We start from the raw sequence: 24800 nt of genomic DNA on the forward strand, positions 1-24800 counted from the left end.
AGCACTTACGGGACGTGCACGCTTACGCGACTTGCCTGTCTCTTACGCGCTTACACGTCAAGCTGGTCCGCGACCGCGCGCAGCAGTCCGGCGATCTTCGCGCCGGCGGCCTTGTCCGGGTATCGGCCGCGCTCCAGCATCGGCGTGATGTTTTCGAGCAGGGTCGTCAGGTCCTGCACGATCGAGGCCAGTTCGTCCGGCTTCTTGCGCTGGGCGGCGGCGACCGACGGGGTGGGGTCGAGCAGGACCACCGACAGTGCCTGGTCACCGCGTTGACCGGCGACGACGCCGAACTCCACGCGCTGCCCGGGCTTGAGTACGTCGACCCCGTCGGGGAGAACCGAGGAATGGACGAAGACGTCACCGCCGTCGTCACGGGAGAGAAAGCCGAAGCCCTTCTCGCTGTTGAACCACTTGACCTTGCCGGTAGGCACGTCTGTCCTCGTCCTCGTATCTCGTCGGAAACTGCTCGGTGAACTTCTGAATGCAACAGCTCTGGAACGGGCCCTGACAGCACTCGGGCGGGTCGACCATGACCCGCCGGTACCAAGGCTAATGGTCTTCGGGCGCGTGACAAGACGTCGCCCGGTTGTTCCTTCGGGCAGGGAACTACCCTGGTCGAGTGCGTGACAAAACCCAAGCGAATTCCGCCGGGCCCGGTGACCGACTGATCCGTGCCGGTGCCGTGCTCTTCTTCATCGGTACGGTGGCCACTCTCGTCACCGTGATACCGCTGTTCCTCGGCGCGAAGCCATTTCCGACCTACATGTACCTGTTGAGCATGCTCATGGGCGTCGGCTTCCTGGTCGCGGGCGCCGGAGTGCTCCAGTCCATCGCGGCGGGGCGCCGTCAGGCGCGGGAGGCGTCCGCGCGGTAGGCCGACAGCCAGGCCGGGAGTTCGGTGAGGTCCCCGAGGACCACGTCGGCGCCCGCCGCGAGCAGCTCGTCCGCGTCACACGGCCCGGTGGCCACGGCGACGGACAGCGCTCCGGCGCCACGTGCCCCGCGCACGTCGCCGACGTGGTCGCCGACGTACACGCCCGCACCGTGCTCGCGCAGCGCGGCGGCCTTCTGCTCGGCCCAGAGGTCACCGACCACCGCGTCGGGGACCATGCCGAGATGGCTGAGATGCAGCTTCGCATTGGGCTCGTACTTCGCGGTGACCACGACCGCCTTGCCCCCCGTGCCGCGCACCGCCTCGATCGCCTCGCGGGCGCCGGGCATGGCGGGGGTCGCGGATATGGCGATCTCCGGATACATCGCCCGGTACAGCTCGCTCATCTCCGCGACCCGCTCGGCCGGGAACCAGTTGATCAATTCGTCGGCGAGCGGCGGCCCCAGCCGGGTGACCGCCAGATCGGCGTCGATGTAGGTCCCCGTCCGCTCGGCCAGCGCCGTGTAGCAGGCGTGGATCCCGGGCCGGGAGTCGATGAGGGTCATGTCGAGATCGAAGCCGACGGTGAGGGCGCGAGAAGTCATATGCGCCATTGTGCCGGGGCACCGGGTGCGGTCGTCGACGCGCTGCGGCCCGTGGGGGCTTGCCGCGCAGTTCCCCGCGCCCCCGAACGTGGGACCACCCGTCCTGGCTCGAGGGGCACGGGGAACTGCGCGAACGGCCCCCACCGGCCCGCAGCCGCCCGACGGCCGCACCCCGCGAACCCGCGCCCGCCTCACCGCGTCCGCTGCGACCGCCACACCAGGTACAGCGCCGACGCCACCGCCGCCCCCCGGACCACCCACGGCCACGTCTCGCCCACCGCGACGCTCATGTGTCCCTCGGCGATCGGGGCGCCCCACCGGCCCGCGCTCCGTCCCCACAGCCAGACCAGCCCCGCCGTGACGGACAGCCCCGGTACCCACATCACGGCCAGCTTCGTCTCCGCCGGGGTGAGCCGTCGGGAGCCGTAGGCGATGAGCCAGCCGAGGAGCAGCGCGAACCAGTTGCCGAGGACCGCGCCCACGACCAGCGCGGCGGCGGCGAGCAGCAGCAGGGGGTTGCTCCAGCCGGCGACGGGCCGCGGGACGACCCGGAGACGACGACGGACGGGCGGCACGACCTCCTCGGCCGCCGGAACCGGCCCGGCGGTCTTCTCCGGCCCCTTGGGGGTCTCCTCCGCCGGCTCGTCCCCGCGCGGCCGCGGCTTCCTCAGCAGCTCCGGGATCTCCACGCCGCCCACGAACCCCGGCACGCTGTCGCCGTCCCCGAACGGGCTGCTGTCCACCCGCCACCACTCGCGCGGCGCGGGGCCGTCCTCCGCCTCGGCGGGCCGCGGACGCGGTACGACGCGCCGCAGGTCCTCCCCCCCGGCGGGCGCCCCGGCCTCCCGCTGGACGGGAACCGGGCCCGTCGGCGGTGACGGCGCGGCCTCCGTCGTCCCCCCCGCCGCCTCGACGACCTCGTCGGGCGAGCCCAGCCGGTCCAGGATGCGCCGCACGGCGGCGGGACTGTCGACGGTCGCCTTGGCCCGGTGCCGGTCGATCTCGTTGCGCAGACCCGACACCAGCCGCATCCGCTCGGCCGACGACAACTGGCGCCGGTGCGCGATGTCCCCGACCCGGCTCAGATACTCGTAGACGACCTGATCGCTCTCGATACCCACGAAGTCCCCTCCGGGGCCGCTGCGTTGGATGACCTGTCGCAACGACGGTAGCGCAGGTCACGGCTTATGCCGGCCCGCACACCGGCGGGCAACGTGTCTCCCGGCGGGGGCGGTTGCCGTACCCGGCCTCCCGGAGCGCCGGCCGCCGCCCGGGGCGACGCGCGTACGGTGGGCGGAGCCGGAACCGCCGGGTGATCCCGGTCGCCGCCCCGCACCCGCTACCGTGGGTCGGATGAGCAACCCGGCCACCCCGCCGCGCTCCCTCGCGGAGGCGCTTCGCGCCAGGGACGACGCCTCCCTGGCGGTCCTGCTGCGCGCCCGCCCCGACCTCATCACCCCCGTCCCCACCGACCTCACCCAGCTGGCCACCCGGGCCGGCACCCGCGCCTCGGTGCTGCGGGCCCTGGAACGCCTGGACCGCTTCGCCCTGCAGACCGCGGAGGCGGTGGCGGTGGCCGGCGACCCGGCGTCCTACCCGGAACTGCTGGGCCTGATGGCCGGCGACGGCGCGGACCCGCTGGTGACCGCCGCCCTGCCGCGCGCCCTCGGCACGCTCCGCGACCAGGCGCTGGTGTGGGGCGACGACGACCGGCTGCGGCTGGTGCGGACCGCGCGCGAGGTGCTCGCCCCGTCCCCTCAGTACCCCTCGCCGACCGGGCTGGGCCCGACCGTGCGGGAGGCCACCTCGGGCATGTCGCCGGGCCGGATCCAGGAGATCGTCGCCACCGCCGGGCTGCCCTCGACACACGACTCGGTGTCCGCGGCGGATGCGCTGGGCAAGCTGTTCGGCCACCGCAAGAAGATGGCGAAGCTGCTCGCCGGCGCGCCCGCCGAGTCCCTCGAGGTCCTCTCCCGGCTGGTCTGGGGGCCGTCCTACGGGCAGGTCACCCCGGAACCGGCCGCCCATCTGCGCTGGCTCCTGGACCGCGGCCTGCTGCTGCCGACCGCGCCGGGCACGGTCGTCCTCCCCCGCGAGGTCGCCCTGCACCTGCGCGAGGGCCGGGCGCACCGCGAGCCGGAGCCGGTGCCGCCCGTGGTCGAGACGGCCGTGACACACCGTCCACAGGTTGTGGACACGACGGCGGCCGGACAGGCCTACACCGCGCTCGCCACCGTCGAGGAGCTGCTGAAGGACTGGGACGAGGGCGGCCCCGCGGTGCTGCGGGCCGGCGGCCTGAGCGTCCGGGACCTGAAGCGCACCGCCGTCGCCCTGGACCTGCCGGAGCCGGTCGCCGCCTTCTGGGTCGAGCTGGCGTACGCGGCCGGGCTGCTGGCCCCCGACGGCGAAGCCGACGAACGCTACGCGGCCACCCCCGGCTACGACGAGTGGCGGGACCTCCCCCCGGCCGAACGCTGGGCCCAGCTCGCCCAGGCCTGGCTCACCGCGACCCGCGCCTCCGGCCTGGTCGGCGGCCGGGACGCCAAGGACCGTTCGCTGTCGGCGCTCGGCCCCGGTCTCGACCGCTCGGCCGCGCCCGAGGTACGTCACCGGGTGCTGACCCTGCTGGCCGGGCTCCCGGAGGGCGCCGCCCCGGTCGCCGCCTCGGTACTGGCCCGGCTGCGCTGGGAACGCCCGCTGCGCGGCCCGCAGCAGCAGGGCGAGGACCTGCGCGGCCGGCTGGCCCGCTGGACCCTGTCGGAGGCCGAGCTGCTGGGCGTGACGGGACGCGGGGCGCTGTCGGCGCAGGGCAGGGCGCTGCTGGGCGCGCCGGCGGTGGAGGCGGGGAAGGAACCCGAGCCGCAGGAGCCCGCCGGGCCCGGCGACAAGCTTCCCGTGCACCACCACCGTCCCGCCGCCGTCCTCGAACCCCTCTCCCCGCCCGAGCAGGCCGTCGCCGCCGCGGCCGCGGGCCGTCTCCTCGCCCCGCTGCTGCCCGAGCCCCTCGACCACGTCCTGCTCCAGGCCGACCTGACGGCGGTCGCCCCCGGCCCGCTGCGACGCCCGCTCGCCGACGCGCTGGGCATACTCGCCGACGTCGAGTCCAAGGGCGGTGCCACCGTCTACCGCTTCACGCCCGCCTCGGTCCGCCGCGCCCTGGACGCCGGCCGCACCGCCACCGACCTGCACGCCTTCCTCACCAGCCACTCCCGCACCCCGGTCCCGCAGCCGCTCGCCTACCTGATCGACGACGTGGCCCGCAAGCACGGCCATCTGCGGGTGGGGGCGGCCTCGGCGTACGTGCGCTGCGACGACGACACCGTCCTGAACGAGATCATGGCCGACAAGCGGGCCGCCGCCCTGCGCCTGCGCCGGCTGGCCCCTACCGTGCTCGCCACCCAGGCAGACCCGGCCGCCCTGCTGGAGGGCCTGCGCGCGATGGGCTACGCGCCCGCCGCCGAGTCGGCCGAGGGCGACGTCCTGATCGCCCGCGCCCACGCCCACCGCACCCCGCCGCGCTCGGCCCCCGAGCCGGTTCCGGACGGCCCGCCCCCTCCGGACAGCACCCTCCTGACCGCCGCGATCCGCGCGATCCGCGCCGGCGACCTGGCCGCCACCACCCCGCGCAAGGCGGCCGGCGCCGCCGTCCAGGGCGGCGCACTCCCGCGCACCACCGCCGCCGAGACCCTCGCCACCATGCAGGCCGCCGTCCTCACCGGCGGCACCCTGTGGGTCGGCTACGTCAACGCCGAGGGCACCGCCAGCCAGCGCGTCATCGCCCCGATCCGCGTGGAGGGCGGCTTCGTCACGGCGTACGACCACACGGCCGACGAGGTGCGCACCTACCCCCTGCACCGGGTGACCGGGGTGGCGGAACTCGCGGAGGAGTAGCCCCGCGGGAGCGGCTCCAGGTCGTGTTGCGAAAGTCCCGTCGTTCGCCCGAAGGGCGGGCCGCACGGCAGACGGGACTTTCGCAACACGACCTAGCAGTACCGCACGGGCGCGTCCGCCGGCAGGGCGAAGTGGGTACGGGCCAGGGCCCGCAGCCCGGCGGACTCCATCTCCTCGTCGACGCGGGACGCGGCGTGCCGGCTGAAGTGGGCGGCCGTCCACTCCGCGTCGTCGTCGGCCGGCTCCTCCTCGGAGACCACGCGGTAGCCACGGTGCGCCGCGTCCCGCTCCAGCCGCACCACCTGCGGTATCTGCGCGCCGCCGCACTCCACGAGGGTGCCCGCGCGCTCGCCGTACTCCAGGCACAGGGTGTTGATCCCGGCCCGCACCTGACCCCCGCTCTCCGACAGGTCCAGGACCTCTGCCCGGCAGAACCACCGCGATCCGAGGCCGGCCTCGCCCTCCCCCGCCCCGGTGCCCCCGGCCCGCGCCGCCAGCCGGGCCTCGATCGCCGGGCGTACCTCGGCCCACAGACCGGCGTCCACCCCGGCCGACCCGTGCGCCCACACCGCCGTCACCACCAGCACCGCCACCGCCCCGGCGCCCGGCCCCCAGATACGTACGGACGTCACCCCACCCCTCCTCACCGAACCACGCCTTCCACGGCCCCCCACGGGACATGACCCCCGAGACGGGCCCGAGGTTGCACCGGAGGGTCCCGCGCCCCCGGACGGCACGATCTGCCGAGCGGCGGAGGTGATCGTCCGCCCATGAGGCACACTGGAACTTTGGCCCATGACAATGGCCGCCATGGCGATGGCCGCATGAGCCGAAAGGGAAAGGGTGCCGCGCGTGAATGGTCCGTTGATCGTCCAGTCCGACAAGACGCTGCTCCTGGAAGTCGACCATGAGCGGGCCGACGAATGCCGTCGGGCGATCGCGCCCTTCGCCGAGCTGGAGCGGGCTCCGGAGCACATCCACACCTACCGGGTGACCCCGCTGGGCCTGTGGAACGCGCGGGCGGCCGGGCACGACGCCGAGCAGGTCGTGGACGCGCTCGTGGAGTACAGCCGCTACCCGGTGCCGCACGCGCTGCTGGTCGACATCGCCGAGACGATGGACCGCTACGGCCGGCTGACGCTCTCCAAGCACCCGGCGCACGGGCTGGTGCTCACCACCACCGACCGGCCGGTCCTGGAGGAGATCCTGCGCTCCAAGCGGATCGTCCCGCTGGTCGGCGCCCGGATCGACCCCGACACCGTGGCCGTGCACCCCTCCGAGCGCGGGCAGATCAAGCAGACGCTGCTGAAGCTGGGCTGGCCTGCCGAGGACCTGGCCGGCTACGTGGACGGCGAGGCCCACCCGATCGAGCTCGCCGAGGACGGCTGGGCGCTGCGGCCGTACCAGAAGCAGGCCGTCGAGAACTTCTGGCACGGCGGCAGCGGCGTGGTCGTCCTCCCTTGCGGGGCGGGCAAGACGCTGGTCGGCGCCGGCTCCATGGCACAGGCCAAGTCGACGACCCTGATCCTGGTCACCAACACCGTCTCCGCGCGCCAGTGGAAGCACGAGCTGGTGAAGCGGACCAGTCTGACCGAGGACGAGATCGGGGAGTACAGCGGGACGCGGAAGGAGATCCGGCCCGTCACAATCGCCACATACCAGGTGCTCACCACCCGGCGGAAGGGCGTCTACCCGCACCTCGAACTCTTCGACTCCCGTGACTGGGGTCTGATCGTCTACGACGAGGTCCATCTGCTGCCGGCTCCTGTCTTCAAGTTCACCGCCGACCTGCAGGCGCGCCGGCGGCTGGGGCTGACGGCCACCCTCGTGCGCGAGGACGGCCGGGAATCGGACGTGTTCTCCCTCATCGGGCCCAAGCGTTTCGACGCCCCGTGGAAGGAGATCGAGGCGCAGGGCTACATCGCGCCCGCCGACTGTGTCGAGGTGCGGGTGAACCTCACCGACTCGGAGCGGCTCGCGTACGCCACCGCCGAGACCGAGGAGAAGTACCGCTTCTGTGCGACCACCGCGACCAAGCGGAAGGTCACGGAGGCGATCGTGAAGCGTTTCGCGGGGCAGCAGATCCTGGTCATCGGCCAGTACATCGACCAGCTCGACGAGCTGGGCGAGCACCTGAACGCGCCCGTCATCAAGGGCGAGACCTCCAACGCCCAGCGCGAGAAGCTCTTCGACGCCTTCCGCGAGGGCGAGATCAGCGTGCTGGTGGTGTCGAAGGTCGCCAACTTCTCCATCGACCTGCCCGAGGCGACGGTCGCCATCCAGGTGTCCGGCACCTTCGGCTCCCGTCAGGAGGAGGCCCAGCGCCTCGGCCGGGTGCTGCGCCCCAAGGCCGACGGGCACCAGGCCCACTTCTACTCCGTCGTCGCCCGCGACACGATCGACCAGGACTTCGCCGCCCACCGGCAGCGGTTCCTGGCGGAGCAGGGCTACGCCTACCGCATCATGGACGCCGACGAGCTCCTCGTGGAGGGCACGGAGGGCGTGGGCGGCACCGAGGGCTGAGTCCGCCGCCCGGCGGGGCCGCGCCGTCGTACGGCCACGGCCGCGCCCGCCAGCAGCGCAAGTCCCAGCAGCGGGTACGGCCCCGCGAACGGCTGCTGCCACCACGGAAGGTGCAGGTCCCGGTCGCCCTCGTGCGGCAGCAGCCACATCGTGCGGGCGGTGAAGACGAGGGCCGCGCCCGCCGCGAGGAGCCTGCGGCGCTCCGCCCTGAGCACCGCCAGCAGCGGGACGCACCACACCCAGTGATGGGACCAGCTGATCGGGCTGATCAGCAGTGCCGTGAACGCGGTGATCAGGATGCCCCAGCGGTCGCCGTGAGTCACGGGACTCACGGGGCTCACGGGGTCACGGTGGGTGCGGGCGGCCAGCCACAGGCCCGCCGCCGCGAGCACGGCCGTCGGGAGCGCCCAGGACAGGCCCGGTGCCTCCGTGCCCGTCACCCTCGCGATCAGGCCCTGGAGCGACTGGTTGTCGACGATCCAGGCCTTGCCGACCCGGCCGGTCTCGAACACGCGCCGCGTCCAGAAGTCCACGGTCGCCCCGGGCAGGAACAGTGCGCCGAGTACCGCCGTACCGGCGAAGGACGCCGTCGCGACGCCCGCCTCCTTTCTGCGTGCGGTGAGGAACAGATAGGCGATGAAGATGGCCGGGGTGAGTTTGACGCCCGCCGCGATGCCCAGGGCCAGGCCCCTGGCGCGGGCACCGGGTGGGCGGGTGAGGTCCCACAGGACCAGGCAGGTGATCGCCAGGTTGATCTGGCCGAAGAGCAGGGTCTGGAAGACCGGCTCCAGCCAGAGCGCGACGGCGGTGGCCGTGCACAGCACGGACAGGGGTGCCGGGCGTCCGGCCAGACGGGCGGAACGGGCGACGAGACAGGCGAGCAGGAGCGCGTTGCCCGCGAGGAACGCCGCCTTCAGGGCCGGTACGGGAAGCCAGGCCGTCGGGACGAACAGGACCGCCGCGAAGGGCGGGTACGTCGCCGGCAGCCGCCACTCGGTGACCGTGAAGCCGTACAGGTCACTGCCGTGGACCACGGCCTCGCCCTCGGCCCGGTAGACCAGCAGATCGGCCATCGGGGCGTGCAGCAGGACGCAGAGGGCGACGAAGGAGGAGAGGGAGACCGCCAGGAAGGAGAAGGAGAGGGCAACGGGGAAGGAATCGGGGAGGGCGCGGGAGGGCAGGGGGGATGACGTCACCGTCCGGTTCGGCACGGAGGTGACACTATGACGTCACCTGCGGTGTATTCCTGCTTCCTCGCCGTATTCGCCGAGTATGACGACGCTGAACGCCGCGCCGACGAACACCTTGACGGCCCGCAGGGCGTCGCCCAGACGGTGCTGGGAGTGCGGGACGCCGTCCAGGGCGGTGGCGCCCGGCGGACGGCTGGGGGCTGGATGGATGGTTGCTGCGCTCATGTCTCCATGGTGGAACTTCGGACCCGGGTACGGCATCGGTCCACGGGTCCAATCTCCGGGCTCCCCCGGTCCACCCGCCGATGGACCCCGCCCCCCACCTCCGCCCCACCCCACGAGGGACACGCCCCCTAGGGGATCCGGCCCGGGAGGACCACACCTCCTGGGGGACCCGGCCCCGCCCGGCCCCGCCCGTCGGCACGCCCGGAGTAAATCCATTGGCCTCCCCGCGCCCCCCTCATTAGAATCTCCGCTCTTGCCCGCCTCCCTCCCCGGAGTGCCGCCGCCCGGACGGAAACCGGTCGGCTGATCGCCACCTGTGCGCCACTCACCCCTGGGCGCCACCCACCCGCAGGCTTCCGGAGGCACCCCCTTGTCCACGCCCGCCCACGACCCCCTCACGGCCCCGCACGCACAACCCGCCACCGACCCCCTCTCCCGTGAGCGCGCCCACCTCGCCGGGTCCCGGGCCGCCCTGCGCGCCATGCGCGAGGACGTCGAGTCGCTGGACATCAGCGACGTCACCGCGAACTGGGTCAACGCCGAGGTGCTCGCCCGCCAGATCGACGAACGCATCAAGGCGCTGGCCGACCTCAGCGACACGCCTCTCTTCTTCGGCCGCCTCGACTACCTGCACGCCCCCGGCGCCGACCAGGCCGAGGGCGCGTTCGGCGAGCGCTTCTACATCGGGCGCCGGCACGTCCACGACCACGACGGCGACCCGATGGTCATCGACTGGCGGGCGCCGGTCTCGCAGCCGTTCTACCGCGCGTCCAAGAAGGACCCGATGGACGTGGCGCTGCGCCGCCGCTTCGGCTACACCCGCGGCGACATCACGGCGTACGAGGACGAGCACCTGTCCGACCCCGCCGAGGCGGCCCGGACCAGCAAGCTGCTCCAGCAGGAGATCGAGCGTCCGCGCGTCGGCCCGATGCGGGACATCGTCGCGACCATCCAGCCCGAGCAGGACGAGATCGTGCGCAGCGGGCTCGGCGGAACCGTGTGCGTGCAGGGCGGGCCGGGAACCGGGAAGACCGCCGTGGGTCTGCACCGGGTCGCGTATCTGCTCTACGCGCACCGGGAGCGCCTCGCCCGCACCGGCACCCTGGTCATCGGCCCGAACCGCTCCTTCCTCCACTACATCGAGCAGGTGCTCCCGGCACTGGGCGAGCTGACGGTGCAGCAGGCGACGGTGGACGACCTGGTGGCGAAGGACATCGAGGTGCGCGGCACCGACACCGCCCCCGCCGCGGTCATCAAGGGCGACGCGCGGATGGCGGAGGTGCTGCGCAGGGCCGTCCAGGCGCACGTGACGATGCCGAGCGAGCCGGTCGTGGTGGTCCGCGGCTCCCGGCGCTGGCGCGTCCCGGCCTACGAGCTGGAGGACATCGTCAGGGAGCTGCTGGACCGCGGCATCCGGTACGGCGCCGCGCGCGAGGCCCTGCCGCAGCGCATCGCCCACGCGGTGCTGGTCCAGATGGAACGTTCAGGAGAGGCTCCCGACGACCGTGTGCAGGACTCGGTGGCCCGCAACGCGGCGGTGAAGGCGGCCGTCAAACAGGTCTGGCCGCCGGTGGACCCGGCGAAGCTCGTGCTGCGCCTGCTCAGCGACGCGGACTTCCTCGCCGTGCACGCTGCGGGGATCCTCACCGACGAGGAGCAGAAGACGATCGTCTGGGCGAAGCCGGTGCGCAGCGTCAAGTCGGCCAGGTGGTCGGCCGCGGACGCCGTGCTGATCGACGAGACGACGGACCTCGTCCAGCGGACGCACTCCCTCGGCCATGTGGTCCTGGACGAGGCGCAGGACCTGTCCCCCATGCAGTACCGCGCGGTCGGCCGCCGCTGCACCACCGGCTCGGCGACCGTCCTCGGCGACCTGGCGCAGGGCACCACGCCCTGGGCGACCCGGAGCTGGGACGAGGCCCTGTCCCACCTCGGCAAGTCGGACGGCGTGATCGAGGAACTGACGGCGGGTTTCCGCGTCCCGACGGACGTCATCACCTACGCCTCCCGGCTCCTCCCGCACATCGCCCCCGGCCTGACCCCGGTGGCGTCGGTCCGTGAGAACCCCGGCTTCTTCGCGCTCCGGCAGATCAAGGACACCGGCGAAGTGGTGGCAGCCTGCGAGGAGTTGCTGCGCAACGAGGGTTCGACGGGCCTGATCGCGGCGGACGCGCGGGTGCCGGAGCTCGCGCAAGCCCTGGCGGCGGCGGGCATCGGACACCTCGCCCCCGGCGAGGAGACGACGGCCGAGACCCGCCTCACCCTGGTCCCCGCGTCTCTGGCCAAGGGCCTGGAGTACGACTACGTGGTACTGGACGAGCCTCAGGCGGTGGTCGACGGCGAACCCGACGAGCGCACCGGACTGCGCCGCCTCTACGTCGCCCTCACCCGGGCCGTCTCCGGTCTGATCGTGACGCACACGGCCCCGCTCCCGCCCCAGCTGACCTGACGCACCCCGTCCCCGGCCGCCGGACACGGTCCGGCGGCCCGGCGCGGCTCCCCTCGCCCCGGCTCAGCCCTCGTCCAGGATTCTCCGCCACTCCCGTACGACCGGCGCCGAGACGGGTCCGTCCCAGCCGCCCGGCCGTGCCGCGCCGCCGATGTGGAAGGCGTCGATCCCCGCCGCCCGCAGGCCGGGCACATGGTCGAGCCGCAGGCCTCCCCCCACCAGGAGCGTCTGTCCGTACCCCGGCTCCCCGCGGCGCCGCGCCTCGGACAGCAGGGTGGGCAGGCCCTCGTCCACGCCCGTCGCCGCGCCCGCGGTGAGATAGGTGTCCAGGCCCGGAAGGTCGGCGAGCTGCTTGCGCAGCGCGTCGCGGTCGGCGGCGCGGTCGATGGCCCGGTGGAAGGTCCAGCGGCAGCCCGTCAGCTCGGCCACCACACGCTCCACGGCCGCCAGGTCCACATCGCCGCCCGGACCGAGGAAGCCGAGCACGAACTGGTCGGCGCCCGCCGCCCGCAGCTCCCCGGCCACCCCGGCCAGGCGGTCGGCGTCCCCCGCCGCGAACCCGTCCGCCAGCCTCAGCATCACGCGCAGGTCGATGTCGACGGCGGCCCGGATCGCGGTGAAGGTCTCCGGCCTCGGGGTCAGCCCGTCGGCCGCCATGTCGGTGACCAGTTCGAGGCGGTCCGCGCCTCCGGCCTGGGCGGCGACCGCGTCCTCGGCGTCGAGCGCGATCACCTCCAGGACTGCACGCGTGCTCATAGGGCCCCTTCCGTGGTGTTCCCCGTGTACCCCTGGCACGGCCTGCCGATCCGGGAACCGGCCGGCCGCAGGAGGTCTAGTCCAATCCAAGGGTACGGGGGGACCGTATACGGACGCGAGACCGCCCCCGGCCGCTCACCCGCAGCGATTCAGCCCCTCTCACCCGTACAGATTCAGTTCCTCCGCCGTCGCCCCCGTCAGCTCGTACGACGCCCCGTCGGGCGCCCGCCCGGTGTACAGCCGCACGAGCGTCGCCGAGTCCCCGATGAAACGGGCCGGGGTCCGCGTCCCGCTCGCCGCGCCCAGCTGCAGCGGCTCGTCCGCCTCGTCCAGGTCGGCGTGCACCCGCAGCCGCCCCCGGTCCCGGGTGATCCGGGCCAGCAGCGAGAGCGCGTACGGCCGCCCCTCGCCGGTGTAGGCGCCGGGCTCGCCGAGGCAGGCGCGGACGTCACCGGCGTGCACCCACTCCCCGAAGGCGATCCCGTCCCAGGCCCCGTCGGTCCGCCCGGCGATCACCTCCCCGGCCTCGGTCATCCCGCGCTCCAGCTCGTCGAGGACCCGCGCGTTCGTCCAGCCGGCACGGTCGGCGATGTCCCGCTCGTTCGACTCCGGCGAGAACGCGCCCTTCTCGAAGCGGCTCTCCACCACCCGGATCAGCCCGGCCGAACAGTGGGCGAGGACATCGCGCACCGTCCACCCCGGACACGCGGCGGTCGGCAGCGCGAAGTCCGCGTCCGGCCGGGAGCGCAGGAGCGGGAGCAGCGCGTCCCGCTCGACGGCGAGCAGACGTCCGGGGAGCGAGGGGTCACGTACTTCGTCAACGGCAGCAGTCATGCGTTCCACGCTAGGGGCTCGCCGGTGGCGCGCGGGAGAATGGGCGCATGGCCGATCTCGACGCCCTGCGCTCCCGTTGGCTGACCGCCTTCCTCAGGTCACGGGACGACGACTCCTGCGTTCCCTCCCCGTACCGGTACGCCGACGAACTGCTGCGCCGCTGGCAGGAGCCCCAGCGCCGCTACCACACGCTGGCCCACCTCGTCGCGGTCCTCGACCACATCGACGTACTGGCGCAGTACGCGGACGAGCCGGACCTGGTGCGGCTCGCCGCCTGGTTCCACGACGCGGTGTACCTGCCGGAGCGGTCGACGAACGAGGAGCGCTCGGCCCGCCTCGCCGAACGCGCCCTGCCCGAGGCCGGGATCTCCGGCGCCGGGACCGCCGAGGTCGCCCGCCTGGTCCGGCTCACCGTCACCCACGACCCGGCCCCCGGCGACCGCAACGGCGAGGTCCTGTGCGACGCCGACCTCGCGATCCTCGCCGCCCCGCCCGCCGCGTACGCCGCCTACACCGCGGAGGTGCGCGAGGAGTACCACTTCGTCCCGAACGACGCCTTCCGCGCGGGCCGTTCCGCGATTCTCCGTCAACTCCTCGACCTGCCAAGGCTGTTCAGGACGCCGTACGGCAGGACGGAGTGGGAGCCGACCGCCCGCTACAACCTCGCCGCCGAGCTGGAAATGCTGTCGACCGCACAGGATCCGGCGTCCTAGGGTGCCGCTCATGCGTGAAACGGGCGGGGATCAGGTGGAAGAGGCCGTCGCGGGCTGCGTGGCGGCGCTGCGGCCGACGGTGGCCCGGGACTGGGCGGAGGTGAGGGCAGGGGGCCTGGACTGGAACTGCCACGAGACGGCGGTCCACGTCGCCGACGACCTCCTCGCGTACGCCGCCAATCTGGCCGGGCGCGCCCAGGACGCGTACGTGCCCTTCGAGCTCAAGCTAGACGACGGCACCGACAACTCCGGCCTGCTGCACGTGATCGAGACGACCGGGGCCCTGCTCGCCGCCGCCGTCCGGACCGCCCCGCCCGGGGTCCGCGCCTTCCACCCGTACCCCTTCCGCAGCGCCGACCGGACCGGCTTCGCCGCCATGGGCATCGCCGAAGTACTGCTGCACACGCACGACATGGCGGCGGGCCTCGACATCGCCTACCGGCCCTCCGAGGAACTGGCCGCATCCGTCCTGGAGGTGCTCTTCCCGCACGTCCAGCCCGGTCCGACGCCCTGGGCGACCCTGCTGTGGGCCACCGGCCGCGGCGAGCTGCCCGGCCGCGCCCCGGTCACCGGCTGGCGCTGGCACAACAACCTCGTCATCGCCGCCGACCGTCTCGACCTCGTCGGCATCCGCCCCGCCGAGGCCCGTGACCTGCGCCTCGGCGGCGACGGCGGGTTCGAGTGGACCGAGGGCGGCCCGTACGAGGGCACCCGGGACGCCGCCGGTTTCCTGCTGAAGGCCTACGAAGGGGGCGTACACCGGCCGGAGTTCGGCGTCTTCGCCCTGGTCCGCCGGGAGGACGGCCGGGCGGTCGGCGGCATGGGCTTCCACGCCGCGCCGGACGAGGAGGGCCGGGTCGAGATCGGCTACGACCTGACGGAGCCCGCCCGCGGCCACGGCTACGCGACGGAGGCGCTGCGCGCGCTCGCCGGCTGGGCCCTGTCCCGCCCCGACGTGACCTCCCTCTTCGCCACGGTCGAGCCCGGCAACGCCCCCTCCCAGGCGGTCCTCACCCGCGCCGGCTTCACCAGGGTGAGCGAGGACGGGGAGGGGCCGGCCTTCGAACTGCGGACGGCACGGTAGGAGCCGGCGGTCACCGGGGCATGTCGCCCTTGCGTCTGCGCAGCCCCGCCCCGTGCAGCAGCCGCACCACCTCGCGGCTGCTGACCTGCACCGCGCCCGCCCGGACCGCGTCCGCGTACCGATGCGACGGAACGTCGTAGTGGTCCCGCTCGAAGGCCCGTCGGGGTACGCCCAACTCCTCGGCGAAGTCGTGCAGTTCGGCGTAGGACACGTCGCTGACCAGGTGGGACCACATACGTCCGTGGCCCGGCCAGGTCGGCGGGTCGATGTACACCGTCATGAGAGCACCCTCACGAGGACGCCATCCCGCCGCCCGTCGCCGGGCCCAGGGAGCCGACGGAGGCGACCTTCACGCCCGCCTTGTGGCACACCCAGTGCGGGTCCGGGCCCAGCTCCGGTTCGACGTCCAGGGCGTGCGGGTCGCCGGTGCCGCACACCGGGCACAGCGGCCAGCGGCCGTGCCGTTCCAGCAGCGCGTCCTGGACGTCCTGGGCGACCAGCCCCGCCACGTACGCCACCCCGTCCGGCCACTGCTCCACCCACCAGCGGCGCTGTACGACGGAGTCCTCGACCAGCGACACGACGTCCGCCTCGGCCACCCGGCCCGCGACCAGGTCGGCGAGGACCAGGGCGCGGGCGGCGTGCAGCGCCTGTTCCAGAGGGGTTACGAGGTCCATGGTCCTATTGTGCGCGGTCTTGACCGGGCACCCGAAACGAAAATATCTTTCAAGGGTGACCGAGAACGTGAAGGAAATTTTCGGCAACCGCCCGGGCGGGACCCCGGCGCGGGGGAGCGCGCCGCCGGCTCCGGCCGCCCTCGCGGCCAAGGTGCGTACCCTCGCCCCCTCCATGACCCGCTCCATGCAGCGCGTCGCCGAAGCCGTCGCGGGCGACCCCGCAGGCTGCGCGGCCCTCACGGTCACCGGACTCGCGGAACGCACCGGCACGAGCGAGGCGACCGTCGTGCGCACCGCCCGCCTGCTGGGTTACCCCGGCTACCGCGATCTGCGGCTCGCCCTCGCCGGGCTCGCCGCGCACCAGCAGTCGGGACGGGCACCCGCGATCACCACCGACATAGCCGTCGACGACCCGATCGCCGACGTCGTCGCGAAACTCGCCTACGACGAGCAGCAGACCCTCGCGGACACGGCTGCCGGCCTGGACACCGTGCAGCTGGGGGCCGCGGTGAGTGCGCTCGCCGGGGCCCGGCGGACCGACGTCTACGGCATCGGGGCGTCCGGACTGGTCGCCCAGGACCTCACCCAGAAGCTGCTGCGGATAGGGCTGATAGCGCACGCGCACAGCGATCCGCATCTGGCGGTCACCAACGCCGTGCAGTTGCGGGCGGGTGACGTGGCCATCGCCATCACGCACTCCGGCGCTACCGGGGACGTCATAGAGCCCCTGCGGGTCGCGTTCGAACGGGGAGCCACGACCGTCGCCATCACCGGGCGGCCAAATTCCTCGGTGACGCAGTACGCCGACCACGTGCTGACGACCTCGACCTCGCGGGAGAGCGAGCTGCGGCCGGCCGCGATGTCCTCGCGGACCAGTCAGCTGCTGGTGGTGGACTGCCTGTTCGTGGGTGTCGCGCAGCGGACGTACGAGGCGGCGGCTCCGGCGTTGGCGGCGTCCTACGAGGCGCTGGCCCATCGGCACCGGAACGTTCCTCGATAGACCGCAGTACGTGATCTCCGCAGGAACGCGTCCGTCCCTCGTGCCTTGTCGCGCGGTTCCCCGCGCCCCTGAGTTGATGCACTCGTCCGTGTTGAGAAAGAGCCGTTTCCCATGACCACCGAAGACCGTGCTCTGCGCACCGAACTCGAAACGCTCACCACCGAGGCGTTCCGGCCGGAACTCGCCGAGATCGACACACTGGCCACCCTCGACATCACGCGGCTCATGAACGCCGAGGACGCCGGCGTCGCGGCCGCCGTGGCGCTGCGGCTGCCGGAGATCGCCGGGGCCATCGACGCCGTGGCCACCCGGATGGCCCGGGGCGGGCGGCTCGTCTACGCCGGTGCCGGTACCGCGGGCCGGCTGGGGGTGCTCGACGCCTCCGAATGCCCGCCCACCTTCAACACCGCCCCCGGGCAGGTCGTCGGCGTCATCGCGGGCGGGCCCGAAGCCATGGTCACGTCGGTGGAGGGCGCCGAGGACTCGGCGGAGCTGGCCCGGAAGAACCTCGACGCCCTCGGGGTCGGCGCCACCGACTCCGTCGTCGGTGTCTCGGCCTCCGGCCGTACCCCTTACGCCGTCGGCGCCGTCGAGCACGCCCGCGCCCTCGGTGCCCTGACCGTCGGTCTCTCCTGCAACGCGGGCAGCGCGCTGGCGGCCGCCGCCGAGCACGGCATCGAGGTGGTCGTCGGTCCCGAACTGCTCACCGGCTCCACCCGCCTGAAGGCCGGCACGGCCCAGAAGCTCGTCCTGAACATGCTGTCGACGATCACGATGATCCGGCTCGGCAAGACCTACGGGAACCTGATGGTCGACGTCCGGGCCTCGAACGAGAAGCTGCGCGCCCGGTCCAGCCGGATCGTGGCCCTCGCGACCGGCGCCGGGGACGAGGAGATCGAGCGGGCCCTCGTCGCGACCCGCGGCGAGGTGAAGAACGCCATCCTGGTGATCCTGGCCGGTGTCGACGGGCCCACCGCCGCCCGCCTTCTGGAGGAGTCCGGCGGCCGTCTGCGCGCCGCGCTCGCCACAGCGGCCGGCTGACCCGCACGCTCAGGGTGTGCAGAGATCGCCGTACGACACCGCCGCCGCCCTGCTGCCCCTCGTCGGCGGCCCCGGGAACATCACCTCCGTCGCCCACTGCATGACCCGGCTGCGGCTGGGGATCGCCGACCGTGAACGGGTCGACGACGAGGCGGTGCGGGCGGTGCCCGGGGTGCTCGGGGTGGTGACCGACGGGGACGGCCTCCAGGTCGTCCTCGGGCCGGGAGCGGTGGTGACCGTGACCGCCGAGTTCCAGCGGCTGCTCACGCCGGCGGCGGAGGCGGCCGACCGGCTCGCCGCCCGCGGCGCCGAGCTGCGCGCCGCCCGCGCCCGCCGCAACGCGACCCCCCTCAAGACCGCGCTGCGCCGCATCGCCGACGTCTTCGTCCCGCTCATCCCCGCCCTGATCGGCTGCGGGGTGCTGGCCGGTCTCAACGGGCTGCTCGTCAACGCCGGCCTGCTGCCCTCGCTCACCCCCGCGCTCGCCGCCATCGCCTCCGGCTTCATGGCCCTGATCAGCGTATTCGTCGGCTACAACACGGCGAAGGTGTTCGGCGGGACGCCTGTCCTCGGCGGTGCGGTCGCGGCGATCGTCGTCTACCCGGGCGTCGCTAAGGTGACCGCCTTCGGGGTGGCGCTCGCACCGGGGCAGGGCGGGGTGCTCGGCGCGCTGGCCGCCGCCCTGCTCGCCGTCCACGTCGAACGGTGGTGCCGGGGCCGCGTCCCCGAGGCCCTCGACGTCCTCCTCACCCCCACCGTCACCGTCCTCGTCGCCGGACTGGCCACCCTCTACGGCCTGATGTACGCCGCCGGGGTCGTCTCCTCCGCCATCGGGACGGCCGCGAACTGGCTCCTCGCCACCACCGGCCCCCTCGCGGGTCTGATCCTCGGCGGCCTCTTCCTCCCCCTCGTGATGCTGGGCCTCCACCAGGCCCTGATCCCCATCCACACCACCCTCATCCAGCAGCAGGGCTACACGGTTCTGCTCCCCCTGCTGGCGATGGCGGGCGCGGGCCAGGTCGGAGCGGCCCTCGCGGTCTACGTCCGCCTCCGCCACGACACCTCCCTTCGTACGACCATCAAGTCCGCCCTCCCGGCCGGACTGCTGGGCGTCGGCGAACCCCTGATCTACGGCGTCTCCCTCCCTCTCGGCCGCCCCTTCCTCACCGCGTGCGCGGGCGGCGCGGCCGGCGGGGCCTTCGTCGGGTTCTTCGCCGTACTCGGGGACCGGGTGGGCGCCACCGCCATCGGCCCCTCGGGCTGGGCCCTGTTCCCCCTGCTGACGGGGGACAGGGGCCCGGCCGTGGCGGCGGCGGTCTACGCCGGCGGCCTGCTGACCGGCTACGCCGTCGGCTTCCTCGCCACGTACGTGAGTTTCAGCGCCGGTGCCCCGAAATCCCCGCCATCCACGTGATGAAGTCCCCGGGACCGTGTCGGCACCGTGCCGGCGTCCCAGTAGTACGCGATGTCCACGTCGTCGCCGAGGTTCCGCAGCCGGGCGGCGAGGCCGGCGGAGACGGTCGGCGAGGTGCCGCTGTCCTTCGTGCCGAGCCGGATCCACCAGAACATCGGGTTCATCCGGTGCAGCCGCTCGGGGATGCCGCTGCCGAGCAGCGCGCTCGGACCCTCCGCGTGCCGGAGGCCGTAGAGGGTGAAGTGGCGGGCTGCGGTGGCCGTTGCACGACCACAGTTCTGCGTTTCACTCGCTTCACTTCCGTCCTTCTCCGGGCGGCTCGTGCGGCACGAGTGGAGCAGCGGCTGCTTATGGCTCCCTGTGCATCCGCGAATCGTCGCCACCATGGTCACCAATGGCTGGATGCGCTCAGCGGGCCGCCGCGGCCGAAGGCCGCTCACGCGGCCGGCAGCGCTGTCGGTGCCATGTGCCACGCTGGAGCCTATGAACCACTCCCAGCTCACCGCCCTGGGTCGGGCCCTTCGTCTGCTCGGCGAGCACGGGGAGGCGCTGACCGCCGGTACGCCCGACGCCAAGCTGCACGAGGTCAAGGACGACCTCCGGCGCGCTCTCGACCTGCTGGAGGAGAGCGTCAGCGCGGCCCCACCCACCACGCGGTGTGCCGAGCATCCGCAGGGGCCCGTGGACGAGAGCGCCCCGGACCTGTGTCTGCTCTGCGAGACACGGCGGCGGGCCGCCCGGCGATCGGAGTTCGCGGGCGGCCCCCGTCCGGTGCAGGGCGAGGCGTCCGCGGTGCCTTCGATGTCCCGGTACGGGGTGCGGGCCGACCGGCCGCAAGCCCAGCAGCGCTGGCTGCCGGAGGCGTGGAACGGACGGGAGTGGGAGCTGTGCGGCACCCCCCGCCGCGACCGGCGCGAGGCCGAGCTGTACATCAACGCCCAGCGCCGGGGGTCGCGGCCGGCCATGGCCTACCGGCTCGTCCACGAGTTCACCGACTACGAGGTGCTCCGGGTCTGGGGCAACCCGGTCCACGTGGACATCGAGCCCCTCGGCAACCTCTGACCCCTGGCTTCCGGTCCCGCTGCGGTCCCGCTCCGGTCAGCCGAGCAGGGGCGCAGGAGTGAACTCATGGCCCTCCCAGAGCTTTCGGCTCCGCTCCTCCGGATACGACGTCACCGTCGGCGTCGTGTCCAGTACCTGGGTGAGGCGGCTCTGGAGGTCGAACTCGGGCCAGCCCGGGTCTCCCGTCCTCGCGAACGCCGTCCATACCCTGCGGAAGCGGGCGGACAGGGCCTCGGCCTCGGCGGTGACACCGGTGCCCGCCCAGAGCAGGTTGGCGAGGTCGGCCTCGAACGTGCCGAACAGCAGCGGAATGTCCAGGCCGTGGCAGGCACCCAGCAGCCCGCCGTTGCCCGGGGCGCCCCAGGTCAGTTCGTAGAGGTGGGCCCGGCCGCCGGCCGCCGTCTGCGCCTCCGCCAGACGCAGCGACGGCATGCCGAAGAGCCAGTCGGTCTGCACCCGTTCGTACAGCTCGTCCGGCGACGCCCCGGGGAAGGCCTCGCGGTAGGCCTGCACCCCCGCCTCGCCGCCCGGTGCGAACAGCCGCAGGGCGCCGGTCGCCTGCTCCTCCGTGATCTTGCCGTACAACCCGCCCATGACCAGGAAGAGGCGGTACTCGTCGCGGTTGTGACCGACGAGGAGGTCCACGTCCCGGGCAAGGCCGGAGGCCAGCGCCTGCCAGGGCGTGGTGGGCAGCACCTCGCCGTCGACCACCGGCGAGAACGGTGTCATCGTGGGCGCTATCTGCCCCCAACGCCCCATGTACTGGGGCATCTTGACGCCCAGCGACTGCCCCACGTCCACCAGCCGGCGCGGGTCGGTCCCGGCCAGGTCGGCCATCGTGGGCCGCAGGCCGGCCTCCGCGGCGAGCGCCTGCGCGATGTCCCCGGCCAGTTCGGCCGAGAAGAACGTGCCCGGCACGCTCTGGGCGATCGCCCGCCGGAACAGGCCCCGCGCGCCGGGCATCGCCAGCAGCGCGGCCACCGAGCCGCCGCCCGCCGACTCCCCGAAGACCGTGACCTGGTCGGGGTCGCCGCCGAAGGCCGTGATGTTCTCCCGCACCCACTCCAGCGCCGCCACCTGGTCCAGCAGGCCCCGGTTGGCGGGCGCCCCCTCGATCTGGGCGAAACCCTCCATGCCGACGCGGTAGTTGAACGAGACCACGACCACGTCGCCGTCGCGCACGATGTGCTGGGCGTCGTAGCCGGGGCTGCCGGAGTGGCCCAGTTTGTAGGCGCCGCCGTAGATCCACACCATCACCGGGCGGCGGGCGGCCGGGTCCGGGTCGGGTGTCCAGACGTTCACCGTCAGCCAGTCGTCGCCCCCGGGGGCCTCCAGGACGCCGGTGCGTCCCTGGAGGCCCAGGTCCTGCGGGGGCGGCGGACCGAAGGCGTACGCCTCGCGCGTCCCGTCCCACGCGCGTGCCCGCCGGGGCGCCGCGAATCTCCCCTCCCCCACCGGGGGCTCGGCGAACGGTATGCCCCGGAAGACCGCGAGCCCGTCCTCCCGCAGCCCGCGCACGGCGCCCGCCGTGATGCGTACGACCGGTCCCTCGGCGACGTGAGGCGGCTCCGGAGACTGACTTGTCGTCATGCTCGCTCGCTTTCGGTGGGGGCGCTGCCGCGATCACGGCCGGTCACTCGTGGAACGTCCGGCACTTCGCACGAGTGCCGAACACCCCTCACCCGTATGGGTGAACCCGTCAGCCGTACTCGGCGACGAACGCCCTGGCCTGCGCCTCGTCGATCTCGTACACCGTCTCATGGGCCCGGGGATCGCGCGCATGGAAGGTGTGGCACAGCGGACCTGCGGGTCCGCCCAGCTCCACCAGGGAGGCCGACGCCCCGCGCACCGCCCGCTCACCGGGTGCCACGGTCAGGTCGATCCGGTTGACGACCCCCGGCGTCACCCACACCGGCACCGACTCCAGCAGGCCGAAGAGCTGGAGGTGGTAGTGCCCGTTGAGGATCATCCGCACGTCGCCGTCCCGGACCGCCGCCGCCAGCTCGCCGGGGTCGCGCAGCCCGAAGGCCCGCTGGGTCACCGAGAGGTCCAGGGCGAAGGGCGGGTGATGGAAGGCGAGGACCGTGCCGTGTTCGGCCGGGGTGCGCAGCACTTCGCGCAGCCACTCCAGCTGGGGCGCGCCCAGCCGGCCGTACACCTTGCCCGGCACCAGCGAGTCGAGGGTGACGAAGCGCCAGCCGCCGACCGTGCTGACGGCGGCCCGCTCCCCGCCGCCGAACGCCTGCTCGGCGCGGTCGGTGCCGTCGGCGTCCACGTGTCCGCTGCCCAGCACCTTGGCGAACGCCTCGCGCTCGTCGTGGTTGCCGGTGGTGTAGAGGACGGGGATGTCGCGGTCCCGCGCGTATCCGCCGATCAGCGTGCGCAGGGCGGTGTACGCCTCGACCGCGCCGTCGTCGGCCAGATCGCCGGTGACGACGACCGCGTCGAGGCCGGGGAGGCGGCGGAGTTCGCCGAGCATCAGCCGCAGGGAGGCGGTGGCGTTGACGCCGTGCCTGTTGGGAGCGTCGGTGCGGTCCAGGTGGGTGTCCGAGAGATGGAGTATCCGCATGCTCGGGACGGTACCGGCGAACTCCCGGCTCAGCACCGGCCGAGGCGCCCCACAGCCGTACGATCACCACCGGCCCGTCCTGCCGGCGCTCCCGGCGCCGCCGGCGGTGGAGAACGCGATCGTCATCGGGCTCACGGGCGGGGCCGCGACGGGTGTGTCCCCCTGGCGACCGTCAGGAATCCGCCCGCCCTGGCCGAGGCGGATGCGGCGGCCGCCGTGACCGACCGCCGGAGAGGGCCGCCCGCACCACCCCGTCCACGGCCGTGGACGGCCGGGGCACCGACCGACCCGCCCCTCTCCGCGCGGACGGAGCCGACCACCACGCACGCTCCGCGGCCCGCGCAGGCGGCGGTCGCGCGGTGCGGGTCCGCCCACGGGTTCTTCTCGCTGCTCGCCGGCCGGTACGAGGCCGAGCGGGCGTACCCGGCCACCGCCACCGTGCCGCGGCGGCGTCCGCGCCCCGGACCGAACCGCGGTCGCGACCCGCCCCCGGACGAACCGGTGCGACCGGCCACCGCCCCCGGCGGACACACACGCGCCCCCGGGTTCCACCGGCCGGTCGCCGGTGGGCCCGGGGGCGCGTGGGGTGTGGTTCAGCTCAGGGTCTGCAACGCCGCCGCGTCGTACGAGTTCAGCTCGTCCGTGCGGCCGGCCAGGACCTTCGCCGCCCACTGCGGGTCCTGGAGAATGGCGCGGCCGACGGCGACCATGTCGTACTCCTCGCGCTCCAGGCTGTCGAGCAGGTCCTCGATGCCCCGGACCGGCGAGCCCTCGCCCTGGAAGCCCTTGATGAAGTCGCCGTCCAGGCCGACCGAGCCCACGGTGATGGTCGGCCTGCCGGTGAGCTTCTTGGTCCAGCCGGCCAGGTTGAGGTCGGAGTCGTCGAACTCGGGGAGCCAGTAGCGCCGGGTGGAGGCGTGGAAGACGTCGACGCCGGCCGCCGCGAGCGGGGTGAGGATCGCCTCCAGCTCCTCCGGGGTCCCGGCGAGACGGGCGTCGTAGTTGTCCGACTTCCACTGCGAGAAGCGGAAGATCACCGGGAAGTCCGGGGAGACCGACGCACGTACGGCGGCCACGATCTCGGCGGCGAACCTGGTACGGGCGACCGGGTCACCGCCGTAGGCGTCGGTGCGGCGGTTGGTGCCCGCCCACAGGAACTGGTCGAGGAGGTAGCCGTGGGCGCCGTGCAGCTCGACCCCGTCGAAGCCGATGCGCTCTGCGGCGGCCGCGGCCTCGGCGAACGCGCGGACGACGTCGTCCAGGTCCTGCGAGGTCATCGCCTTGCCCTCGCCCTCGGTGCCGTCCAGGCGGATGCCGGAGGGGCCGACGGCGGGGGCGTCCGCGACCGGCGGCTGCCCCTGCTTGCGGACCATGCCGATGTGCCACAACTGCGGAACGATGGTGCCGCCGGCCGCGTGCACGCCCTCGGCGACCTTCGCCCAGCCCGCCAGCTGCTCCTCGCCGTGGAACCGCGGGACGCGGGTGCTCTGCCCGGCGGAGTCATGACCGACGTACGTGCCCTCGGTGACGATCAGACCGACGCCGGCGGCGGCCCGGCGGGCATAGTACGAGACCACGTCCTCGCCGGGAACGCCGCCCGGGCTGAACTGGCGGGTCATCGGCGCCATCACGATCCGGTTGGGGACCGTGAGCCCGTTCAGGGCGATGGGACGGGAGAGGATCTCGGCCGCGCGGGAGACGGAGGGCGGGGTGACGGTCACGTGGGGGGCTCCTCATGGCTGGGTCGTAGACCAGGCGGTATGTGCACGCGCATTGAGTGCACATGCGTTCACAACGACCCGCCCGGACGTCCCCATTCCCGCCCGAAAGACGTGTGACCCAGGACACAGACCGGACCGGTAGGGGCCGTCGGCCTGCTTCTGCGCGCTGGGG

Annotated in this window: 24 protein-coding genes; 10 read left to right on the top strand and 14 right to left on the bottom strand. The window is 73.5% G+C overall.

What is annotated here, in order from left to right:
- Positions 1–50: 50 nt before the first annotated feature.
- Positions 51–434, bottom strand: a complete 384-nt coding sequence (locus ACZ4O3_RS15025) for a cold-shock protein (RefSeq protein ID WP_351711400.1) — start codon at positions 432–434, stop codon at positions 51–53.
- A 188-nt stretch (positions 435–622) separates the two neighbouring features.
- Here ACZ4O3_RS15025 and ACZ4O3_RS15030 point away from each other — a divergent pair, with 188 nt between their 5' ends.
- A complete protein-coding gene (locus ACZ4O3_RS15030) occupies positions 623–877 on the top strand; it encodes a hypothetical protein (protein ID WP_362730943.1) in 255 nt (84 codons plus the stop codon).
- On the opposite strand, the gene ACZ4O3_RS15035 is transcribed toward ACZ4O3_RS15030, so the two are convergent.
- Both ACZ4O3_RS15035 and ACZ4O3_RS15040 read right to left on the bottom strand, forming a co-directional pair.
- Entirely contained in the window at positions 850–1488 is a 639-nt protein-coding gene (locus ACZ4O3_RS15035; RefSeq protein ID WP_362730945.1) for an HAD family hydrolase, read from the bottom strand. The two genes, ACZ4O3_RS15030 and ACZ4O3_RS15035, sit on opposite strands and share 28 nt — an antisense overlap.
- A 182-nt stretch (positions 1489–1670) precedes the next feature.
- On the bottom strand, positions 1671–2600 hold the full coding sequence (locus ACZ4O3_RS15040; RefSeq protein ID WP_467722373.1) for a hypothetical protein: 930 nt from the start codon (positions 2598–2600) through the stop codon (positions 1671–1673).
- 232 nt (positions 2601–2832) lie between these two features.
- On the opposite strand from ACZ4O3_RS15040, the gene ACZ4O3_RS15045 reads away from it, so the two are divergent.
- Positions 2833–5370: a helicase-associated domain-containing protein gene (locus ACZ4O3_RS15045; RefSeq protein WP_467722374.1), complete on the top strand. Its 2538-nt coding sequence runs from the start codon at positions 2833–2835 to the stop codon at positions 5368–5370.
- Positions 5371–5462: 92 nt separating this feature from the next.
- On the opposite strand, the gene ACZ4O3_RS15050 is transcribed toward ACZ4O3_RS15045, so the two are convergent.
- Entirely contained in the window at positions 5463–6002 is a 540-nt protein-coding gene (locus ACZ4O3_RS15050; protein ID WP_467722376.1) for a hypothetical protein, read from the bottom strand.
- A gap of 220 nt (positions 6003–6222) precedes the next feature.
- Between ACZ4O3_RS15050 and ACZ4O3_RS15055 the strand changes: the two genes are divergently transcribed.
- A complete protein-coding gene (locus ACZ4O3_RS15055; protein WP_362720842.1) occupies positions 6223–7893 on the top strand; it encodes a DNA repair helicase XPB in 1671 nt (556 codons plus the stop codon).
- On the opposite strand, the gene ACZ4O3_RS15060 is transcribed toward ACZ4O3_RS15055, so the two are convergent.
- Positions 7824–9089 carry a glycosyltransferase 87 family protein gene (locus ACZ4O3_RS15060; protein ID WP_467722454.1) on the bottom strand — a complete coding sequence of 422 codons (1266 nt, stop codon included), beginning with the start codon at positions 9087–9089 and terminating at the stop codon, positions 7824–7826. The genes ACZ4O3_RS15055 and ACZ4O3_RS15060 overlap by 70 nt on opposite strands.
- A gap of 33 nt (positions 9090–9122) precedes the next feature.
- Entirely contained in the window at positions 9123–9308 is a 186-nt protein-coding gene (locus ACZ4O3_RS15065) for a hypothetical protein (RefSeq protein ID WP_362720845.1), read from the bottom strand.
- Between the two features lie 370 nt (positions 9309–9678).
- Here ACZ4O3_RS15065 and ACZ4O3_RS15070 point away from each other — a divergent pair, with 370 nt between their 5' ends.
- Positions 9679–11757 (top strand): HelD family protein, encoded by a 2079-nt coding sequence (locus ACZ4O3_RS15070; RefSeq protein ID WP_467722378.1) that lies wholly within the window; start codon positions 9679–9681, stop codon positions 11755–11757.
- Positions 11758–11820: 63 nt separating this feature from the next.
- On the opposite strand, the gene ACZ4O3_RS15075 is transcribed toward ACZ4O3_RS15070, so the two are convergent.
- On the bottom strand, positions 11821–12513 hold the full coding sequence (locus ACZ4O3_RS15075; RefSeq protein WP_467722380.1) for a copper homeostasis protein CutC: 693 nt from the start codon (positions 12511–12513) through the stop codon (positions 11821–11823).
- A 159-nt stretch (positions 12514–12672) separates the two neighbouring features.
- Entirely contained in the window at positions 12673–13347 is a 675-nt protein-coding gene (locus tag ACZ4O3_RS15080) for a maleylpyruvate isomerase family mycothiol-dependent enzyme (protein WP_362720854.1), read from the bottom strand.
- Positions 13348–13394: 47 nt separating this feature from the next.
- On the opposite strand from ACZ4O3_RS15080, the gene ACZ4O3_RS15085 reads away from it, so the two are divergent.
- On the top strand, positions 13395–14060 hold the full coding sequence (locus tag ACZ4O3_RS15085; protein ID WP_362720857.1) for an HD domain-containing protein: 666 nt from the start codon (positions 13395–13397) through the stop codon (positions 14058–14060).
- A 10-nt stretch (positions 14061–14070) separates the two neighbouring features.
- On the top strand, positions 14071–15144 hold the full coding sequence (locus ACZ4O3_RS15090) for a GNAT family N-acetyltransferase (protein WP_467722382.1): 1074 nt from the start codon (positions 14071–14073) through the stop codon (positions 15142–15144).
- Positions 15145–15154: 10 nt separating this feature from the next.
- On the opposite strand, the gene ACZ4O3_RS15095 is transcribed toward ACZ4O3_RS15090, so the two are convergent.
- Entirely contained in the window at positions 15155–15424 is a 270-nt protein-coding gene (locus ACZ4O3_RS15095; RefSeq protein WP_467722383.1) for a DUF4031 domain-containing protein, read from the bottom strand.
- Positions 15425–15434: 10 nt separating this feature from the next.
- Positions 15435–15821 (bottom strand): hypothetical protein, encoded by a 387-nt coding sequence (locus ACZ4O3_RS15100; protein WP_467722385.1) that lies wholly within the window; start codon positions 15819–15821, stop codon positions 15435–15437.
- Positions 15822–15876: 55 nt separating this feature from the next.
- Between ACZ4O3_RS15100 and ACZ4O3_RS15105 the strand changes: the two genes are divergently transcribed.
- The 3 genes from ACZ4O3_RS15105 (at position 15877) to ACZ4O3_RS15115 (ending at position 19276) form a co-directional block, all read left to right on the top strand.
- Complete coding sequence (locus ACZ4O3_RS15105; RefSeq protein WP_467722387.1) at positions 15877–16821, top strand: MurR/RpiR family transcriptional regulator; 945 nt, start codon at positions 15877–15879, stop codon at positions 16819–16821.
- A 111-nt stretch (positions 16822–16932) separates the two neighbouring features.
- Positions 16933–17862, top strand: a complete 930-nt coding sequence (gene murQ / locus ACZ4O3_RS15110) for an N-acetylmuramic acid 6-phosphate etherase (protein WP_467722388.1) — start codon at positions 16933–16935, stop codon at positions 17860–17862.
- Positions 17863–17878: 16 nt separating this feature from the next.
- On the top strand, positions 17879–19276 hold the full coding sequence (locus ACZ4O3_RS15115) for a PTS transporter subunit EIIC (RefSeq protein ID WP_362729074.1): 1398 nt from the start codon (positions 17879–17881) through the stop codon (positions 19274–19276).
- Here ACZ4O3_RS15115 and ACZ4O3_RS15120 read toward each other — a convergent pair.
- Positions 19204–19749 carry a hypothetical protein gene (locus ACZ4O3_RS15120; RefSeq protein WP_467722390.1) on the bottom strand — a complete coding sequence of 182 codons (546 nt, stop codon included), beginning with the start codon at positions 19747–19749 and terminating at the stop codon, positions 19204–19206. The two genes, ACZ4O3_RS15115 and ACZ4O3_RS15120, sit on opposite strands and share 73 nt — an antisense overlap.
- 10 nt (positions 19750–19759) lie before the next feature.
- Here ACZ4O3_RS15120 and ACZ4O3_RS15125 point away from each other — a divergent pair, with 10 nt between their 5' ends.
- A complete protein-coding gene (locus ACZ4O3_RS15125) occupies positions 19760–20338 on the top strand; it encodes a hypothetical protein (protein WP_467722392.1) in 579 nt (192 codons plus the stop codon).
- A gap of 36 nt (positions 20339–20374) precedes the next feature.
- Here the strand turns inward: ACZ4O3_RS15125 and ACZ4O3_RS15130 are convergent, their stop codons facing one another.
- The 3 genes from ACZ4O3_RS15130 to ACZ4O3_RS15140 all read right to left on the bottom strand — a co-directional run bounded on the left by ACZ4O3_RS15130 (position 20375) and on the right by ACZ4O3_RS15140 (position 24628).
- Entirely contained in the window at positions 20375–21928 is a 1554-nt protein-coding gene (locus ACZ4O3_RS15130) for a carboxylesterase/lipase family protein (RefSeq protein ID WP_467722394.1), read from the bottom strand.
- Between the two features lie 109 nt (positions 21929–22037).
- On the bottom strand, positions 22038–22907 hold the full coding sequence (locus ACZ4O3_RS15135; protein ID WP_362729855.1) for a metallophosphoesterase family protein: 870 nt from the start codon (positions 22905–22907) through the stop codon (positions 22038–22040).
- A 593-nt stretch (positions 22908–23500) separates the two neighbouring features.
- On the bottom strand, positions 23501–24628 hold the full coding sequence (locus ACZ4O3_RS15140) for an NADH:flavin oxidoreductase (RefSeq protein ID WP_467722396.1): 1128 nt from the start codon (positions 24626–24628) through the stop codon (positions 23501–23503).
- Between the last annotated feature and the right edge of the window lie 172 nt (positions 24629–24800).

The organism is Streptomyces sp. NPDC026515 (genome assembly GCF_055567595.1).